This is a genomic window from Streptococcus sp. SS-4456 (assembly GCF_036680365.1).
Classification (GTDB): domain Bacteria; phylum Bacillota; class Bacilli; order Lactobacillales; family Streptococcaceae; genus Streptococcus.
This window is the reverse complement of the sequence record NZ_JAVIHI010000002.1, coordinates 84807-101224: the sequence shown is the minus strand read 5'-3', so window position 1 is coordinate 101224 and position 16418 is coordinate 84807. Positions and strand designations below refer to the sequence as shown.

Sequence of the window (16418 nt, the reverse complement as noted above, 5' to 3'; positions counted from 1 at the left end):
ATATAATCTCCTAGAAAACAGTCGACTGCGGTCGGCTGTTTTCGTGTGTATTATTCTTATGTAAAAGTGGTATAATAGTAGTGATTGTATAAGGAGAAAAGTATGTCAGTAGTAGGAAGAGCAAATGGAAAAATCATTTTGATGGGCGAGCATGCGGTTGTCTATGGTCAGCCAGCAATTGCTATGCCTTTTTCTGCTGTTGAAATTACCGCTCAGGTAAGGGAGCAGGGTCAGGCTTTGAGTGTGGCCTGTGACTTTTACGAAGGCTTGGTTCACAAGATGCCAAAAATCTGGGAAAGCCTCAAGCATGCCATTCGCTTTTCCCTCTACCGTATCGGCGCGCCGACAGATCCGGCTATTCACATCGAAATCAGCTCCACCATTCCTGCCGAGCGCGGCATGGGCTCCAGTGCAGCCGTGGCAGTTGCAGTAGCACGCGCCCTCTTTGCCTACTATAAAAAAGAACTGACCGACAGCGAACTCTGGGATATCGTCCAGTCTTCGGAAAAAATTGCTCACGGCAATCCATCAGGCATCGATGCGGCGACCACCAGCGGCAAGTCCCCCGTCTTTTTTATCAAGCAACAGCCTATTCAACCCCTGGAGCTTAAACTCCACGCTTATTTGGTGGTGGCTGACACTGGTGTGACGGGAAACACCTTAGAAGCCATTTCAGACGTGGCGGATTTGTTGGAGAAAAAGCCAGAGGCCGTCAAGCTAGTAGAAGAACTGGGTAACTTGACCCGACAGGCCAAGGAAGATTTAGCCACAGACCAGGCAGAGCTTCTAGGCAGCAGAATGAACCAAGCTCATGCCCTCCTGCAAAAAATAGGTGTGTCTGATCCCAGCCTGGATAAGCTAGTCAGCCTTGCCCAAGAAAGTGGAGCCCTCGGAGCCAAATTAACCGGTGGCGGACGAGGCGGTTGCATGATTGCCCTAGCCAAAACAGCCCAGGATGCCCAAAATCTTGCACACATCCTTTCCCAGGCAGGTGCCCGCCAAACCTGGATACAATACTTAGGAGAAACCAATGACTAAACAAATAGGCATAGCCCGTGCCCATACCAATATTGCTTTGATTAAATACTGGGGAAAACGCGATAAGGAATTATTCCTACCTATGAATTCCAGTCTATCCCTGACCCTTGACGCATTTTATACGGATACCAAGGTTGTTTTTGACCCAGAATTAACTGCTGATGAGTTCTATCTCAATGGGATTTTACAAAAAGAAAAAGAAATTTTAAAAATTTCTCGATTTTTGGATTTGTTTTGCGAATATATAGGTGAAAGGGTATTTGCCCGAGTAGAAAGTCTAAATTTTGTTCCGACTGCGGCTGGTTTGGCCAGCTCAGCATCAGCCTTCGCAGCCCTTGCACTTGCAACCGCAACAGCCCTGGATTTAGATTTGTCACCAGCCACCCTATCAACCTTAGCCCGTAGGGGATCAGGTTCTAGTACCCGTAGCCTATTCGGTGGCTTTGTTGAGTGGGACATGGGAACAGGTTCGGAAGATTCTTTGGCTCACCCCATTGATGATGCGGATTGGGATATCGGCATGGTCGTCTTGGCGGTCAATACCGGACCGAAAAAGATTGCCAGTCGAGAGGGAATGGACCACACAGTTGCCACCTCACCATTTTACACAGCCTGGGTAGAAACCGCTAAGCAAGACTTGGTGGACATCAAGGCAGCCATTGCCAACCGTGATTTTGAAAAACTTGGTCAAATCACAGAACACAATGGCATGAAGATGCACGCAACAACGCTCTCTGCCAATCCACCCTTTACCTACTGGTCAGCTGATAGCCTAGTGGCTCAAGAAGCAGTCCGTCAGGTTCGTGAAGCAACTGGCTTATCAGCCTACATGACCATGGATGCAGGACCAAATGTCAAGGTCCTCTGCCGAGCAAGTCAAATGGATGAGCTAGTAGCTGAATTGGCCAAAGTTTTCCCAAGAGAGAAAATCATCACCAGCAAGCCTGGTCCTGCTGCCTACGTCCTCAGTGAAGACGAGTGGCAGACCTCACAAGCAGCATTTGAAAAGGGAATCTAGCATGAAAGTGCAAGTAAAGATACCAGGAAAACTCTTTCTAGCAGGAGAATATGCAGTCGTCGAGGCAGGCTATCCTGCGGTGATTGCAGCCCTTGACCAGTACCTGACCGTCACCATTGAAACAAGTGACCAAGGCAGTCTTCATTCCAGTCAAAATGCAGATCTTTATCTGACCTGGGAGCGTAAGGGAAACGAGATTTTCATCCAAGATGACCATCCCTATGCTCTGATTAAATCAGCCATGCAGGTGACCGAAGCCTATCTGACAGCCAAGGGCTATGCTTGTCATGGAACCTATAGCCTATCTGTCCAGTCCGACCTGGATGACCAGGCTTCTGGTGCCAAGTACGGTCTGGGTTCCTCTGGTGCTGTAACGGTTGCGACGGTCAAGGCTCTGTTGACCTACTACGGTCACCGACCAGATGCCCTCCTGACCTACAAGCTGGCAGCCTTGGCCCAGACCAAGCTAGGCATGACAGGTTCCTTCGGAGATTTGGCGGCTTCCAGTTTTGGTGGCTTGATCGCCTATCATTCCCTGGACCGTTCTTGGCTTTTAGGGAAAATGGCAGAGCTGTCCCTGCTGGAACTGGTGGAAAGTGATTGGCAAGGTTTGTCTATCAGCCCTATCCAGTTACCTGAAGGCTTAGACCTCTTGGTGGGATGGACAGGATCGGCGGCTTCGACGGACAGTCTAGTTTCCCAGATGGAAAGCCAAAAAAGTCAGGCAGAAAAAGAGCAAATTCATAGCCGGTTTCTAGCCGACTCTAAGACCTGTGTAGAGCAGTTGATAGTAGCTTGTCAAACAGGCAATCGAACAGTTGCTAGACAGGCCATTGCTCAGAATCGCAGGCTCTTACAAGACTTTGCGAGAGGAATGGGCTTGGTCATTGAAACGCCTCAACTGAGCCAACTCTGTGACCTGGCCCAGACTTATGGAGCGGTGGCCAAGTCATCTGGTGCAGGTGGTGGTGACTGCGGCATTTGCTTGGTAGACAGTACGGAACAAAAAGTAGCGATTGAGAAGGCTTGGCAACAAGCCGGCATTTTACCACTCCAACTAAAGATCACAAGTAAAGAATAAGGAGAACCCTATGTTTTATCTAGGAGAATTTGGTTTAGACCGCAAGGATCAACATGTTGGCTTGGCCAACCAGCAATATAGTGCCACGCCGGCCAAGGACTTTACGGAGACCTTGTTTGTCCATCATTCCCTGCCTCAGACCAAGGTGGATGAAGTGGATATTTCGACCAGTGTAGCTGGTTTGGACTTTTCCTTTCCTTTCTTCATCAATGCCATGACCGGTGGAAGCAAGAAGACGCGGGAAATCAATCGTCTCTTGGGAATTATGGGGCATTTTGGGAATATTGCTCTGGCTTCAGGTTCGGTCAGTGCGGCGATTAAAGATCCGTCTGTTGCGGAAACCTTCTCCGTGATGCGTCGGGAAAATCCTTACGGGATTATCTTTGCCAACCTAGGTGCCCATCATAGTGTGGAGAATGCCAAGCGGGCGGTGGATTTGTTGGAAGCTAATGCCATTCAGATCCATGTCAATGCCCCCCAGGAGATTGTCATGCCTGAGGGAGACCGTGACTTTACTATGTGGTTGAAAAATATTGAAACCCTTGTACGTGAGATGGAAGTACCTGTCATCGTCAAGGAAGTTGGTTTTGGTATGAGCCGTGAAACTGTCGCCCAGCTGGCTTCTGTCGGCGTCAAGACCATCGATGTGTCTGGTACTGGGGGAACGGACTTTGCCAAGATTGAAAATGCCCGTCGGACCTTCAATGACTATGCTTATTTAGAGGGGTGGGGTCAGTCAACCGTAACGTCCTTGGTGGAAGCTATGTCTATTTCTGAGGATATACGTCCAAGCCTGATTGCATCTGGTGGTATTAAAACACCGCTAGATATTGTTAAATCATTGGCCCTCGGTGCAGACCTTGTTGGTATGTCCAATCATTTCCTTCAATATGTCAAGGATGGAAAAGGGCATCGTTTTGACGACGGCTTGCAAGCTATTAAGACCTATCAATGGCAGATTGCTGAGATCATGACCATGTTGGGTGCTAAGAATATTGCGGAACTTCGCAAGAAAGATGTGGTCTTAGCTCCCAATGTACAAAACTGGTGCGAGGCGCGTGGGATTGACTGGAAAGCCTATGCCCGTCGGTCACGAGGGTTGAAATAAACTGGACAGGCATGACTGTGACAGACTACAAGAAAGTGCAGGGATTGCAATAGGAAGGAGTCTTCAATCAACAGAGACTCTGAAAATGTAAATAAGAAAAAAGCCGAGTTCTTTGTGAACTTGGCTTTTGTAATGGAGTGGTGTTTAGGTCGCTGCTAACTGCCCTGCTTGTAATTGGTACATGCGGTGGTAGTGCCCCTTGAGGGCTAGGAGTTCTTCGTGATTGCCTGACTCGATGATCTTTCCCTTATCCAAGACATAGATACAGTCGGCATCCTGAATGGTCGATAGGCGGTGGGCGATCGCAATGGTTGTCCGCCCTTTTCGCATTTTTTCAAGAGAAGTCTGGACCGTCTGCTCCGTCTCCGAATCGATATTGGCGGTAGCCTCGTCTAAAATGAGAATCTTAGGCTGACTGGCCATGGTGCGTGCAAAGGCCAGCAGTTGCCGTTGACCTGTCGAAAAGGCGGTGCCCCGCTCGGTGACCAGGTGGTCATATTTCTCAGGAAGTTTCTCAATAAAGGGAGCAGCATCCACAAATCGAGCCGCTTCTTCAATCTCCTCTCGGGAAATATTCTGATACATCTGAATATTGGATGCAATGGTTCCATGAAATAGAAAGGGATCCTGCAGGACTAGGCCAATCGCGGACCGCAATTCTTCTTGCGAAAAGCTACGAATATCCTGACCGTCAATCAAAATCCGTCCAGATTGGAACTCATAGAAACGCATAAAGACATTGATGATAGAGGACTTGCCCGACCCTGTAGCACCTACAAAGGCAATGGTTTGCCCCTGTCTCACTTCAAAGGAAACCTTGTCCAGAATTTGCCGCTTGCCGTCATAGGAAAAGCAAACATCCTCAAAGACAATATGCCCCTTGTCAATCTTGGCCCCTCGGTCAAGCTGCAGTGGCTCCTCGATAGTCTGGTCCATAAGCGTAAAGACCCGTCCGGCAGATACCATAGAGGTTTGAAGGGTGGAAAAATGCTGCGTGACATCCAGCAAGGGATCGAAAAGACGATTGACATACTGGATGAAAGCATAGATAAGACCAGCAGAAATGCCAGCCTGTGACCAGTCCAAACCAAAATAGGTCATGAGTAGGGCATAGGCCAAAATCTTAACAAGTGACAGGGCAGGTCGGAGAAAGAGACTGTCCAAGGCCATAGAATGACTGGCATAGTCCAGATGTTCCTGGTTGATAGCCTCAAACTCTGCTTTTAAGCGGTCCTCCTGAGAAAAAGCCTGGATAATCCGAATTCCCTCAATGCTCTCTGCCAGTTTGCTGTTAATGGCACTCAACAGACTTCTGGTCTTGGCCACAATGGGAGCAGAGCGTTTTCTGTATTGATTAACCAAGACGAAAATCAAGGGAAGAAAGAGGATGATCAGACAGGTCAATTTCCAATCCAGAGCAAACATGGTCGAAAGCGTGGTGAAGATAATAAAGAGAGCGGAGATAAAACTGGATAAAATCCCTGAAAACATCTCTGAAATGCTCTCCGTATCATTGGTGATTCGCGAGACAATGGAACCGCTCGGAGTCTGGTCAAAGTAAGCCATTCCCAGCTTTTCCATTCTCCCAAAAGCATCCTGTCGAATATCCCTGACAATGCTATAGGAAACCTTAGCAAACCAGAGATTTCCAAAATACTGGAGTAGCATTTGAAGCAGATAGAGGGCGAAGTAGGCTGCTAGAATAGCCACAGCAGTCTCAGAAATCGAGGAAATATAGTGGTCTATAAAGTAAGAAGCCAGAAGGGGAATTAGACTGCGAACAAGAGTGGTCAGCAACAAAAAGCTGAGGGCAAGGATTGTCAGCAGTCGATAGGATTTAAGATAGGACAGGAGTCGCCAAAAAACACTGGTTTGCTTGTTCTTAGTCACGATCGCTTTCCTCACTTTCTAACTGCTGCATCATATAGGTATCGTAGTACCAGCCTTTTTCATCCAGTAGGTCTTGGTGACGACCTCGTTCTACGATTTTCCCATCTTCCAGGACCAAAATCAAATCCGCATGGACAATGGCTGACAGACGGTGGGCGGTGATAATGGTTGTCTTACCCAGTCGTTCTTGCTTAATGGTTTCAAGAATAGCGTGCTCTGTCTTGGCGTCCACTGCTGAGAGCGAATCGTCCAGGAGTAGAATATCTGGATTGAGAATCATAGCACGGGCCATGGCCAAGCGTTGCTTTTGTCCGCCAGAAAGGGAAATCCCCTTCTCGCCAACCATGGTGTCAAAGCGATCCGGCATATCCTGGATATCCTCATAGACATGGACAGCTTTGACAGCCTCTTCCACCTGTTCTAGAGGCAGATCTGGATTGCCAAAGCGAATGTTTTCAGCCACGCTGGTCGCAAAAAGGAACTGGTCCTGGGGAACGTAGCCAATCAACTGTCGCAGGTCAGCTAGCTTGTAGTTCTTGATGTTTTCCTGATTGAGCAAGATCTGTCCATTTATCACATCGTATTCTCGCATGAGGAGCTTGAGCAGGCTTGTCTTCCCAGAGCCTGTTGGCCCCACAAGGCCAATTGTCTGCCCTTTTTTGATGTGAAACTGGATGTCTTGGAGGACTGGTATGTTATCATAGGCAAATTCGCTAATCTCATAGACAAGCTCTCCATTGCTCGGTGCAGGCAGCGGTTGGTCTATTTCAACGACTTCTGAAGAAATGCTGAGAAGGGTCTGGATGCGATTGTAAGACACATCACCACGCTGGCTAATATTGACCAAAAAACCAATCGCCATAAGAGGCCAGACGAGGAGATCTAAATAGGTCATGAAGGTTACTAGTTGGCCCAGACTGACCTGACCTTGCGAGATGAAGTGAGAGCCGACCAGAAGGGTCAGTAGGTAGGACAGGCCAATGAAGAAGAGGACGGCAGGGTTGAACAGGGCATCGTAACGCATGGTTTTGATATTCTGCAAGAAGGCGGCTTGGTTGACTTCCTGAAAAGCAGCTGTTTCTTGTTCTTGGTAGCCAAAGGATTTGGTGACTTTGATACCTGAAACAGCTTCCTGGACCTTGTTGTTGAGTTCTGAAAAGGCAGCCTGTGAGGCCTTGAAATTTTCATGGGTTCTACGACCTAAAAAATTAGTAGTGAGCGTCATGAAGGGCAGGGGTAGGATTGCAACTAAGGTCATCTGCCAGGAAATGCTCACACTCATCGTGATTAAGGTAACCAAGGCTGTGACCGTTGCATCGACAAAGGACATGACACCGCCGCCAGCTAGTCGTGTTAAGGCATTGATGTCATTAGTCGCGTGGGCCATTAAATCCCCTGTTCGATGTTGCTGAAAAAAGGAAGGAGATAGGTGCATAAAGTGGTCAAACAGCCGAGCCCTCATGATTTTTCCTAGCCGATAGGAGGTCGCTAGGATATTCATCCGCCAAACATAACGAAGACCGTACATAGCTACGGCTGATAAAACAAGCCCAGCGACACCGAGTAGCAGGTTGCTGTCCGTCAACTGATTGCTGGCAATCTGGTCAATTAACTGCCCCATGATAGAAGCGGGAAGAAGATTGAGGAGGCTGACCAAACAGAGTGATAAAATCCCAATCAGATAGGCCTTTTTCTCAAGGGAAAAGAACCACCACAATTGCTTGATAATCTTCATAAGTGTCCTTTCTGAACAAAAGAAAGGTTGGTAGCTTGTCGCCACCAACAAATAATAGAATTCGGTGACACTAGTGTATCACAGACTGGTAGAAATAGAAAGTTTGCAACTTAAAAACTAGGCAACTCTAGCCGTGGCCGAATAGAAGAAACAGTTGAAGTTGTAAAAACGTACGATACAGGTAGAAATCAAAAGATTTGTACCTTTTTCTGTGTATTTATGATAAAATAAATGAAAATTTAGAAGAGGTGTTCAGATGAAAGCTATTGTTACAGTTGTCGGCAAGGACAAGTCAGGGATTGTTGCGGGTGTTGCGACCAAGATTGCGGAGTTAGGGCTTAATATTGATGATATTTCCCAGACAGTTTTGGATGAGTATTTTACTATGATGGCGGTGGTGTCGTCAGACGAGAAGAAAGATTTCACTCAGTTACGTTCAGAGTTGGATGCTTTTGGTCAAAGCTTGAATGTGAAAATCAACATTCAAAGTGCGGCGATTTTTGATGCTATGCACAACTTGTAAGGAGAGATTTCATGGATATTAGACAGGTTAGAGAAACCATTGAAATGATTGAGGAGCAGAATTTTGATATTCGGACCATCACTATGGGGATTTCCCTCTTGGACTGTATCGATGCGGATATTGAGGAAGCTGCTGAGAAAGTTTATACCAAGATTGTCACCAAGGCCAAGAACTTGGTAGCAGTCGGCGATGAGATTGCGGCAGAATTGGGCATTCCCATTGTCAATAAACGGGTATCGGTGACGCCTATTGCCTTGATTGGTGCGGCGACAGATGCCACGGATTATCTTCCCCTGGCTCATGCCTTGGACAAGGCGGCTCATGAGATCGGAATTGATTTTATCGGGGGCTTTTCAGCTCTCGTTCAAAAGGGCTACCAAAAAGGAGATGAAATCCTCATCAACTCCATTCCGCAGGCATTGGCCCAAACCTCTAAGGTCTGCTCGTCGGTCAATATCGGCTCGACCAAGACGGGTATCAATATGACGGCTGTGCGGGACATGGGGCGGATCATCAAGGAGACGGCGGAGGCTTCTGATATGGGGGCGGCAAAACTTGTAGTCTTTGCCAATGCAGTCGAGGACAATCCCTTCATGGCGGGTGCCTTCCACGGTGTCGGCGAAGCGGATGTGGTCATCAATGTCGGCGTATCTGGTCCTGGTGTGGTCAAGCGTGCCCTTGAAAAAGTGCGTGGTGAGAGCTTTGATGTGGTGGCGGAGACCGTCAAGAAGACCGCCTTCAAGATTACCCGTATCGGTCAGTTGGTCGGCAATATGGCCAGTGAACGCCTGGGTGTCAAGTTCGGTATCGTGGACCTGTCCCTTGCTCCAACGCCAGCCGTTGGCGACTCAGTGGCACGAGTTTTGGAGGAAATGGGCTTGGAAACCGTAGGTACGCACGGAACGACTGCTGCCCTTGCATTGCTTAATGACGCAGTGAAGAAGGGTGGGGTCATGGCCTGCAACCAAGTTGGTGGCTTGTCTGGTGCTTTTATTCCTGTGTCTGAGGACGAGGGTATGATTGCAGCGGTGCAAAATGGCTCCCTCAATCTTGAAAAATTAGAAGCCATGACGGCCATCTGTTCTGTAGGATTGGACATGATTGCCATTCCAGAAACAACGCCAGCTGAAACCATTGCGGCTATGATTGCGGATGAAGCGGCCATTGGGGTTATCAACCAGAAAACGACTGCGGTCCGTATTATTCCGCTCGGAAAAGAAGGGGACATGATCGAATTCGGTGGTCTTCTGGGAACAGCTCCTGTCATGAAGGTCAATCAGGCATCTTCTGTGGACTTTATCAACCGTGGTGGACAGATTCCAGCACCGATTCACAGCTTTAAGAACTAAAAACGTAGACCGATTGCCACAAGCAGTCGGTTTTTTGCTATACTATATAGTAAGAAAAGACAAGGAGAATGCTATGGCAGACGTAAGATTATATATTTCTCGACATGGGAAAACCATGTTCAATACCATTGGACGTGTGCAGGGCTGGTGTGATACACCGCTGACCAAGGCTGGTGAGGAAGGGATTCGTGAATTGGGCTTGGGGCTCAAGGATGCAGGGCTTGATTTTAAACTAGCTGTATCTAGTGATCTAGGGCGAACCGTTCAGACCATGACCATTGCCCAGCGTGAGTTGGGAATTTTAGGAAAAATTCCTTATTACCAAGACAAGCGTATCCGTGAATGGTGCTTTGGTAGTTTCGAGGGCATGTACGATGCCGAGCTTTTCCAAGGGGTCCTGCCTCGTTTGAAAGGGACAGTTGATGCGACAGGCATGTCCTTTGCGGAAATCGCAGCAGGTATCCAAGAAGCAGACACAGCTGGCTGGGCAGAATCCTGGGAGGTTTTGAGCAACCGAATCTTAACAGGTTTTGAATCCATCGCCCAAGACTTGGAAAAACAAGGTGGAGGCAATGCCCTTGTAGTCAGCCACGGCATGACCATTGCCACCCTGGCTCATCTGTTAGAGCCAGAGCGTGGGGCTAATGTTTTCCTCGATAACGGCTCAATCACCGTCCTCAAATACGAAAATGGCAAGCTTTTAATTGAAGCAGTTGGCGACCTATCCTACCGCAAACGTGGAGCAGAGTTGATTGCCCAAGGGAAATAAAGATATAAAATCAGGGAGGATTCTCTGATTTTTTTCTTGACAACTATATCGAGATGCGATATAGTTTATATATCGAAGTTCGATGTATATCAATACGAAAGGGATCCAATGAACGACAAATTAAAACGGGTCTATGTTCCGATGACAGAGACAGCCTTCTATATTCTCTTTCATTTACAGGAAGAACGGCATGGCTATGATATTACCCAGAAGACCAAGGAAGTCACGGCAGGTCAGGTCGTGATTAGCCCTGGGACCATGTACGGTACCCTGTCGAAAATGGAGAAAGACGGCTTGATTGCCTTTGTCAGAGAAGAAGACAAGCGAAAGTTTTACCAAATAACAGAAACAGGTCGAGAAATTTTAGACATAGAATTGGCTCGAATCGAACGTCTTTATCGAAATAGTAAGGGAGAAAGTTATGGAGACTAGGACAGAGTGCAAGGTATTTTTTATCACAGATTTCAGTCAGCAAGCAGACTATCTCAGTGAGATGCATCAACAAGGGTGGAAACTAGTTAAGATTAGCTGGCTCTTCTTTTATCATTTTGAAAAATGCCAGCCAGAAGAGGTTGTGTATCAGGTTGATTTTAAGGAAGCAAAAAATAAAGATAGAGAAAACTATCTGCATATGTACGAGGATTATGGATGGGAGTTTGTCGTATCCTGCCAAAATTTCAATATTTTTAGGAAAGCTGCGAAGGTGGGAGAGCTTGAATTATATGGTGATAGGGAAAGTAAGGTGGAGTTTGTGAAAACAATCTTCCAAAGACGCTATTTGCCATTTTTGGGACTGTACGGCATTCTACTGGGAACAAGTTTGGGTTCGCGTCCAGGTTTTGTCTTAGGTATTTCTATTATTTATATACCTCTCTTATTATTACTTGGCTTGCGTTTTTATCGGATGATGAAGACTGGAAACTAGGTCCTTAGACTGATTTTTAGCACTCTAGGCAAAAGAGTGCTAATTTTTTATCTTTTTCTCTTGACAATCCATTTTTTCAGCGTATAATGAGAGTATAAGTGATTAGCACTCGACATCATAGAGTGCTAACGCTCTTCAAAAATCAACACTATCCGTTGTCAGCTTGCCTGTGTGAGTGAAATTCTCCAGTGGAGGATTTCAGCCTGCTACCTAGAGTTAGGAAAGTAGCAGAGTTCTACATTCGGCTTCGCTTCCTAGGCTACTGTCGATTTTCATTGAGCGTAACTAAAACAGTGTTCATGAAAGGAGCGGAGATGATTACCCAACGTCAAAATGATATTTTGAATCTGATTGTTGAATTGTTTACGCGCCACCATGAGCCAGTTGGTTCCAAGGCCTTGCAGGAGATGATTGCTTCTAGTTCGGCGACTATTCGCAATGATATGGCTAAGCTAGAGCAGTTGGGCTTGCTAGAAAAGGCTCACACGTCAAGTGGTCGGATGCCCAGTCGGGCTGGTTTTCAATACTTTGTCAACCACTCGCTTAACTTGGAACACATCAATGAAGAAGATGTTTATCAGGTAGTCAAGGCCTTCGATTTTGAAGCCTTCAAGCTGGAAGACATCTTGGAGCGAGCCAGTACAGTCCTAGCTGACTTGACAGGCTACACTTCGGTCATCTTAGATGTGGAGCCGACCAGTCAGCAGTTGACTTCCTTTGACATCGTGCAGCTCAGTAGCCACGATGCCTTGGCAGTTTTAACCCTGGACCAGTCCAAACCTGTCACCGTCCAGTTTGCTATTCCCAAGAACTTTTTGACCAGGGACTTGGAAGTGCTCAAACGCCTGGTGGATGAACGCTTCGTTGACCAGACGGTCTTGGCAATCCACTACAAGCTGCGGACGGAGATTCCCCAGGTGGTGCAGCGTTACTTTACCACGACGGACAATGTCTTGGATCTCATGGACTATATTTTTTCCAATCTCTTCCAAGAATCAGTCTTTATCAGTGGAAAGGTCGCTTCGCTGACCTATGGCAATCTCGCCACCTATCAGCTCTTGGATAGCCCACAGCTATTAGCCCCAGAGTTGCGGCAAGGCTTGGCGCCAAACCAGCAGACCAGCATTTCTGTGGCGGAACATAGGGATCCTGCCCTAGCGGATGTGACGGTCATTCATCATCGCTTTCCAATCCCCTATCGGGGCATGGCCCAGATGAGTTTGCTTGGTCCTGTTGACATGGACTATCGTAGGCAGATGAGCTTAATCAACATCATCAGCCGCGTCCTATTTATGAAATTAACCGATTACTACCGATATCTAAGTAGTAATCATTATGAGGTAAATTAGAAGGAGAATGCTTTGTCAGAAGAAATCAAAAACGAAGAAATCGTAGAAGAGGTTGAAGCAACAGAAGAAGTTGTGGAAACGCCTGAAAAATCAGAGTTGGACTTGGCAAATGAGCGCGCTGAGGAATTTGAAAACAAGTACCTCCGTGCCCACGCTGAAATGCAAAATATCCAACGCCGTGCAAACGAAGAACGCCAAACCATTCAGCGTTACCGTTCGCAAGACTTGGCTAAGAAAATCTTGCCAAGCTTGGATAACTTGGAACGTGCCCTTCAAGTCGAAGGTCTGACAGAAGATGTCAAAAAAGGCTTGGAAATGGTACAGGAAAGCTTGATTCAAGCCCTTAAAGAAGAAGGGGTGGAAGAAGTCACAACAGATGTCTTTGACCCAAATCTTCACATGGCCATTCAAACAGTCCCAGCCACAGACGATTGCCCAGCAGAACACATCGCACAAGTCTTCCAAAAAGGCTACAAGCTGCATGAACGTCTGTTGAGACCGGCTATGGTGGTGGTATCAGAATAAATGATAGAGCTACGCGAAATTAGCGATGAAAATTTTTACGATTGCTTACATATTGATTCTGGTATATCTAAGGAAGATTATGTCGATTCAGTTGAGTTTTCATTGGCAGAGGCTTGGAGTCTCCGACCGTTCTCGCATCCAAAAGCCATTTACAATGGGATGGATTTGATAGGCTATGTTTCGCTTTACTGCAAAGACAGAAATGGTGAAATCATCAATTTTGTAATTGATAAGCAATATCAAGGAAAAGGACTTGGGAGAAAAGCAGTAGAAGTCTGTATAGACTATCTGCAAACAGAGCACAGCGTGACTCAAATTTCGCTACCAGTTCATGAAAAACATTTGGAGGCTAGAAAATTCTGGAAGAAGTTAGGCTTTCAAGAATCAAATAACATTGAAGATGATTATATCTTCATGCGCCGAATACTCTGACCGAAATGTCACAAAACTATGAAATTGAAAAAAGACAAGCCTTGTGCTTGCGGGCTGGCGAACATCGTGAGCCCATTCGATACTCTCCGCCGTGGCGGTAAATACGCAAAGTTTGAGACTAGAGGCTCAAACTTTAGTCAAAGAGACCGCAAAAGCGGGCTCTGACGGCGTCGCCACTTAAGGAGAGTATCACTAAAAGAAATTAAAAAGAGGTAACACATATGTCTAAAATTATCGGTATTGACTTAGGTACAACTAACTCAGCAGTTGCAGTTCTTGAAGGAACTGAATCAAAAATCATCGCAAACCCAGAAGGAAACCGCACAACTCCGTCTGTTGTGTCTTTCAAAAATGGTGAAATCATCGTTGGTGATGCGGCAAAACGCCAAGCAGTGACTAACCCAGATACCATCATCTCTATCAAATCAAAAATGGGAACTTCTGAAAAAGTTTCAGCAAATGGCAAAGAATACACACCACAAGAAATCTCAGCTATGATTCTTCAATACTTGAAAGGCTACGCTGAAGAGTACCTTGGTGAAAAAGTAACTAAAGCCGTTATCACGGTTCCTGCTTACTTTAACGATGCACAGCGTCAAGCAACCAAAGATGCTGGTAAAATCGCTGGTCTTGAAGTAGAACGTATCGTCAACGAACCAACTGCAGCAGCCCTTGCTTACGGTTTGGACAAGACTGATAAAGACGAGAAAATCTTGGTATTCGACCTTGGTGGAGGTACTTTCGACGTATCTATCCTTGAGCTCGGTGACGGTGTCTTTGACGTACTTGCAACAGCAGGTGATAACAAGCTCGGTGGTGACGACTTTGACCAAAAGATCATCGACCACATGGTAGCAGAATTCAAGAAAGAAAACGGCATCGACTTGTCAGCTGACAAAATGGCTCTTCAACGCTTGAAAGATGCGGCTGAAAAAGCTAAGAAAGACCTTTCAGGTGTAACCTCAACTCAAATCAGCTTGCCGTTCATCACTGCAGGTGCAGCAGGCCCTCTTCACTTGGAAATGACATTGACACGTGCCAAATTTGACGAATTGACTTACGACCTTGTAGAACGTACAAAAGTTCCTGTTCGTCAAGCTCTTTCAGATGCAGGACTTAGCTTGTCAGAAATCGACGAAGTTATCCTTGTCGGTGGTTCAACTCGTATCCCAGCCGTTGTAGAAGCTGTAAAAGCTGAAACAGGTAAAGAGCCAAACAAATCTGTAAACCCTGATGAAGTGGTTGCTATGGGTGCGGCAATCCAAGGTGGTGTGATTACTGGTGATGTGAAAGACGTTGTCCTTCTTGATGTAACACCATTGTCACTTGGTATCGAAACAATGGGTGGTGTATTTACAAAACTCATCGACCGCAACACAACAATCCCAACTTCTAAATCACAAGTCTTCTCAACTGCAGCAGACAATCAGCCAGCTGTTGACATCCACGTGCTTCAAGGTGAGCGTCCAATGGCAGCAGACAACAAGACACTTGGTCGCTTCCAATTGACAGATATCCCAGCTGCACCTCGTGGTGTGCCACAAATCGAAGTAACATTTGACATTGATAAAAACGGTATCGTGTCTGTAAAAGCTAAAGATCTTGGTACCCAAAAAGAGCAAACTATCGTTATCCAGTCTAACTCAGGTTTGACAGACGAAGAAATCGACCGCATGATGAAAGATGCAGAAGCAAACGCTGAAGCAGATAAGAAACGTAAGGAAGAAGTGGACCTTCGTAACGATGTTGACCAAGCCATCTTTGCGACTGAGAAAACGCTGAAAGAAACTGAAGGCAAAGGCTTCGACGCAGAACGCGACCAAGCCCAAGCAGCCCTTGATGAGTTGAAAGCAGCCCAAGAAGCGAACAACTTGGACGACATGAAGGCTAAACTTGAAAACCTCAACGAAAAAGCCCAAGCCCTTGCGGTGAAACTCTACGAGCAAGCCGCAGCAGCACAACAAGCAGCCGCAGGTCAAGAAGGTGCTCAAACAGCTAACAACGCAGATGATGATGTGGTGGATGGCGAGTTTACTGAGAAGTAGGATTTCTTAGTGACTAGACTAACAAGGAGGATAATTATGAGTGGTAGATTTCCTGATGTAGATTGGTATTGTGATCATTGTGGTGCATACTTAAATGTTCAAAGTGGATTTGACGATAATAAATATATTTGGAAGTGCGAAGAATGCGGTAGAAAAAGTAGTATTTCTCATGACAATATTTATGGAGAGTAATTATGTCAACAATTTATATAACAAATGAGTGGAAAGGTCACGGAAAGAGCTATTATTGGAATGAATATCGCCTAGAAGGTAGTGTAGTTACAAAGTATAAATGTTCTAGAGTTAAGTTTTTCGATGGTGATGAAAATGTGTGGGAGAAAGATGAGCATGAAGTAGAATCATGGTCGATTGATGACTCCAGTATGCCAGATTGGATACGAAATTATTTATAATATTTTATTAACAGAGGTTGCAACCCAGCCTCTGTTTTTGGGTAAATACCCTTCTAACTTTTACAGAATTGAATACGCCTACGACTCTTTGAAAAAAGATAAACTTTACCTAGATGCGAGGCATCGTCGGACAGTTTCCTATTTTTCTTTGAGTCGCTTAACGGCTTAATATCTTCATAGAAAGGAAAGTGTTCTTAATTGAACACGGGCTACTTTCT

Annotated in this window: 17 protein-coding genes; 15 read left to right on the top strand and 2 right to left on the bottom strand. The window is 46.1% G+C overall.

Translation table 11 applies throughout. The features are described from left to right. The first annotated feature begins 102 nt into the window (after window positions 1–102). The 4 genes from mvk to fni are packed head-to-tail and all read left to right on the top strand — an operon-like array spanning window position 103 to window position 4245. A complete protein-coding gene (mvk, locus tag RFK25_RS01130; protein ID WP_332410803.1) occupies window positions 103–1038 on the top strand; it encodes a mevalonate kinase in 936 nt (311 codons plus the stop codon). Next, window positions 1031–2056 (top strand): diphosphomevalonate decarboxylase, encoded by a 1026-nt coding sequence (gene mvaD, locus RFK25_RS01125; protein WP_332410802.1) that lies wholly within the window; start codon window positions 1031–1033, stop codon window positions 2054–2056. Before mvk ends, mvaD begins: the two co-directional genes overlap by 8 nt. A 1-nt stretch (window position 2057) precedes the next feature. Beyond that, window positions 2058–3137, top strand: a complete 1080-nt coding sequence (locus tag RFK25_RS01120) for a phosphomevalonate kinase (protein WP_332410800.1) — start codon at window positions 2058–2060, stop codon at window positions 3135–3137. Window positions 3138–3147: 10 nt separating this feature from the next. Then, the gene (gene fni / locus RFK25_RS01115) at window positions 3148–4245 is read left to right on the top strand and encodes a type 2 isopentenyl-diphosphate Delta-isomerase (protein WP_332410799.1); all 1098 of its coding nucleotides are present in this window, start codon (window positions 3148–3150) and stop codon (window positions 4243–4245) included. 144 nt (window positions 4246–4389) lie between these two features. Here fni and RFK25_RS01110 read toward each other — a convergent pair whose 3' ends face one another. Next, window positions 4390–6138: an ABC transporter ATP-binding protein gene (locus RFK25_RS01110; protein ID WP_332410859.1), complete on the bottom strand. Its 1749-nt coding sequence runs from the start codon at window positions 6136–6138 to the stop codon at window positions 4390–4392. Further along, window positions 6128–7870 (bottom strand): ABC transporter ATP-binding protein, encoded by a 1743-nt coding sequence (locus RFK25_RS01105; RefSeq protein ID WP_332410797.1) that lies wholly within the window; start codon window positions 7868–7870, stop codon window positions 6128–6130. The genes RFK25_RS01110 and RFK25_RS01105 overlap by 11 nt, the downstream gene beginning before the upstream one ends. Window positions 7871–8126: 256 nt before the next feature. Here RFK25_RS01105 and RFK25_RS01100 point away from each other — a divergent pair, with 256 nt between their 5' ends. From RFK25_RS01100 to RFK25_RS01050, 11 genes are all read left to right on the top strand, one after another. After that, complete coding sequence (locus RFK25_RS01100) at window positions 8127–8393, top strand: ACT domain-containing protein (protein ID WP_027972534.1); 267 nt, start codon at window positions 8127–8129, stop codon at window positions 8391–8393. A gap of 11 nt (window positions 8394–8404) precedes the next feature. Continuing rightward, the gene (locus RFK25_RS01095) at window positions 8405–9742 is read left to right on the top strand and encodes a PFL family protein (protein ID WP_332410793.1); all 1338 of its coding nucleotides are present in this window, start codon (window positions 8405–8407) and stop codon (window positions 9740–9742) included. 73 nt (window positions 9743–9815) lie between these two features. Further along, window positions 9816–10511, top strand: coding sequence for a histidine phosphatase family protein (locus RFK25_RS01090; RefSeq protein WP_024388169.1), 696 nt, complete (start codon window positions 9816–9818; stop codon window positions 10509–10511). A 108-nt stretch (window positions 10512–10619) separates the two neighbouring features. Continuing rightward, on the top strand, window positions 10620–10943 hold the full coding sequence (locus RFK25_RS01085) for a PadR family transcriptional regulator (RefSeq protein WP_044674326.1): 324 nt from the start codon (window positions 10620–10622) through the stop codon (window positions 10941–10943). After that, on the top strand, window positions 10933–11436 hold the full coding sequence (locus RFK25_RS01080) for a DUF2812 domain-containing protein (protein ID WP_332410791.1): 504 nt from the start codon (window positions 10933–10935) through the stop codon (window positions 11434–11436). Before RFK25_RS01085 ends, RFK25_RS01080 begins: the two co-directional genes overlap by 11 nt. 314 nt (window positions 11437–11750) lie before the next feature. Beyond that, window positions 11751–12785, top strand: a complete 1035-nt coding sequence (hrcA, locus tag RFK25_RS01075; RefSeq protein WP_044761805.1) for a heat-inducible transcriptional repressor HrcA — start codon at window positions 11751–11753, stop codon at window positions 12783–12785. A gap of 12 nt (window positions 12786–12797) precedes the next feature. Then, the gene (gene grpE, locus RFK25_RS01070) at window positions 12798–13310 is read left to right on the top strand and encodes a nucleotide exchange factor GrpE (protein WP_024380106.1); all 513 of its coding nucleotides are present in this window, start codon (window positions 12798–12800) and stop codon (window positions 13308–13310) included. Then, window positions 13311–13742 (top strand): GNAT family N-acetyltransferase, encoded by a 432-nt coding sequence (locus RFK25_RS01065; protein ID WP_332410790.1) that lies wholly within the window; start codon window positions 13311–13313, stop codon window positions 13740–13742. A gap of 221 nt (window positions 13743–13963) precedes the next feature. Further along, complete coding sequence (gene dnaK / locus RFK25_RS01060) at window positions 13964–15787, top strand: molecular chaperone DnaK (RefSeq protein WP_332410788.1); 1824 nt, start codon at window positions 13964–13966, stop codon at window positions 15785–15787. A gap of 36 nt (window positions 15788–15823) precedes the next feature. Then, window positions 15824–15979: a Sec23/Sec24 zinc finger-containing protein gene (locus tag RFK25_RS01055; RefSeq protein WP_332410787.1), complete on the top strand. Its 156-nt coding sequence runs from the start codon at window positions 15824–15826 to the stop codon at window positions 15977–15979. A 2-nt stretch (window positions 15980–15981) separates the two neighbouring features. Continuing rightward, complete coding sequence (locus RFK25_RS01050; protein ID WP_332410786.1) at window positions 15982–16200, top strand: hypothetical protein; 219 nt, start codon at window positions 15982–15984, stop codon at window positions 16198–16200. The last annotated feature ends 218 nt before the right edge of the window (window positions 16201–16418 follow it).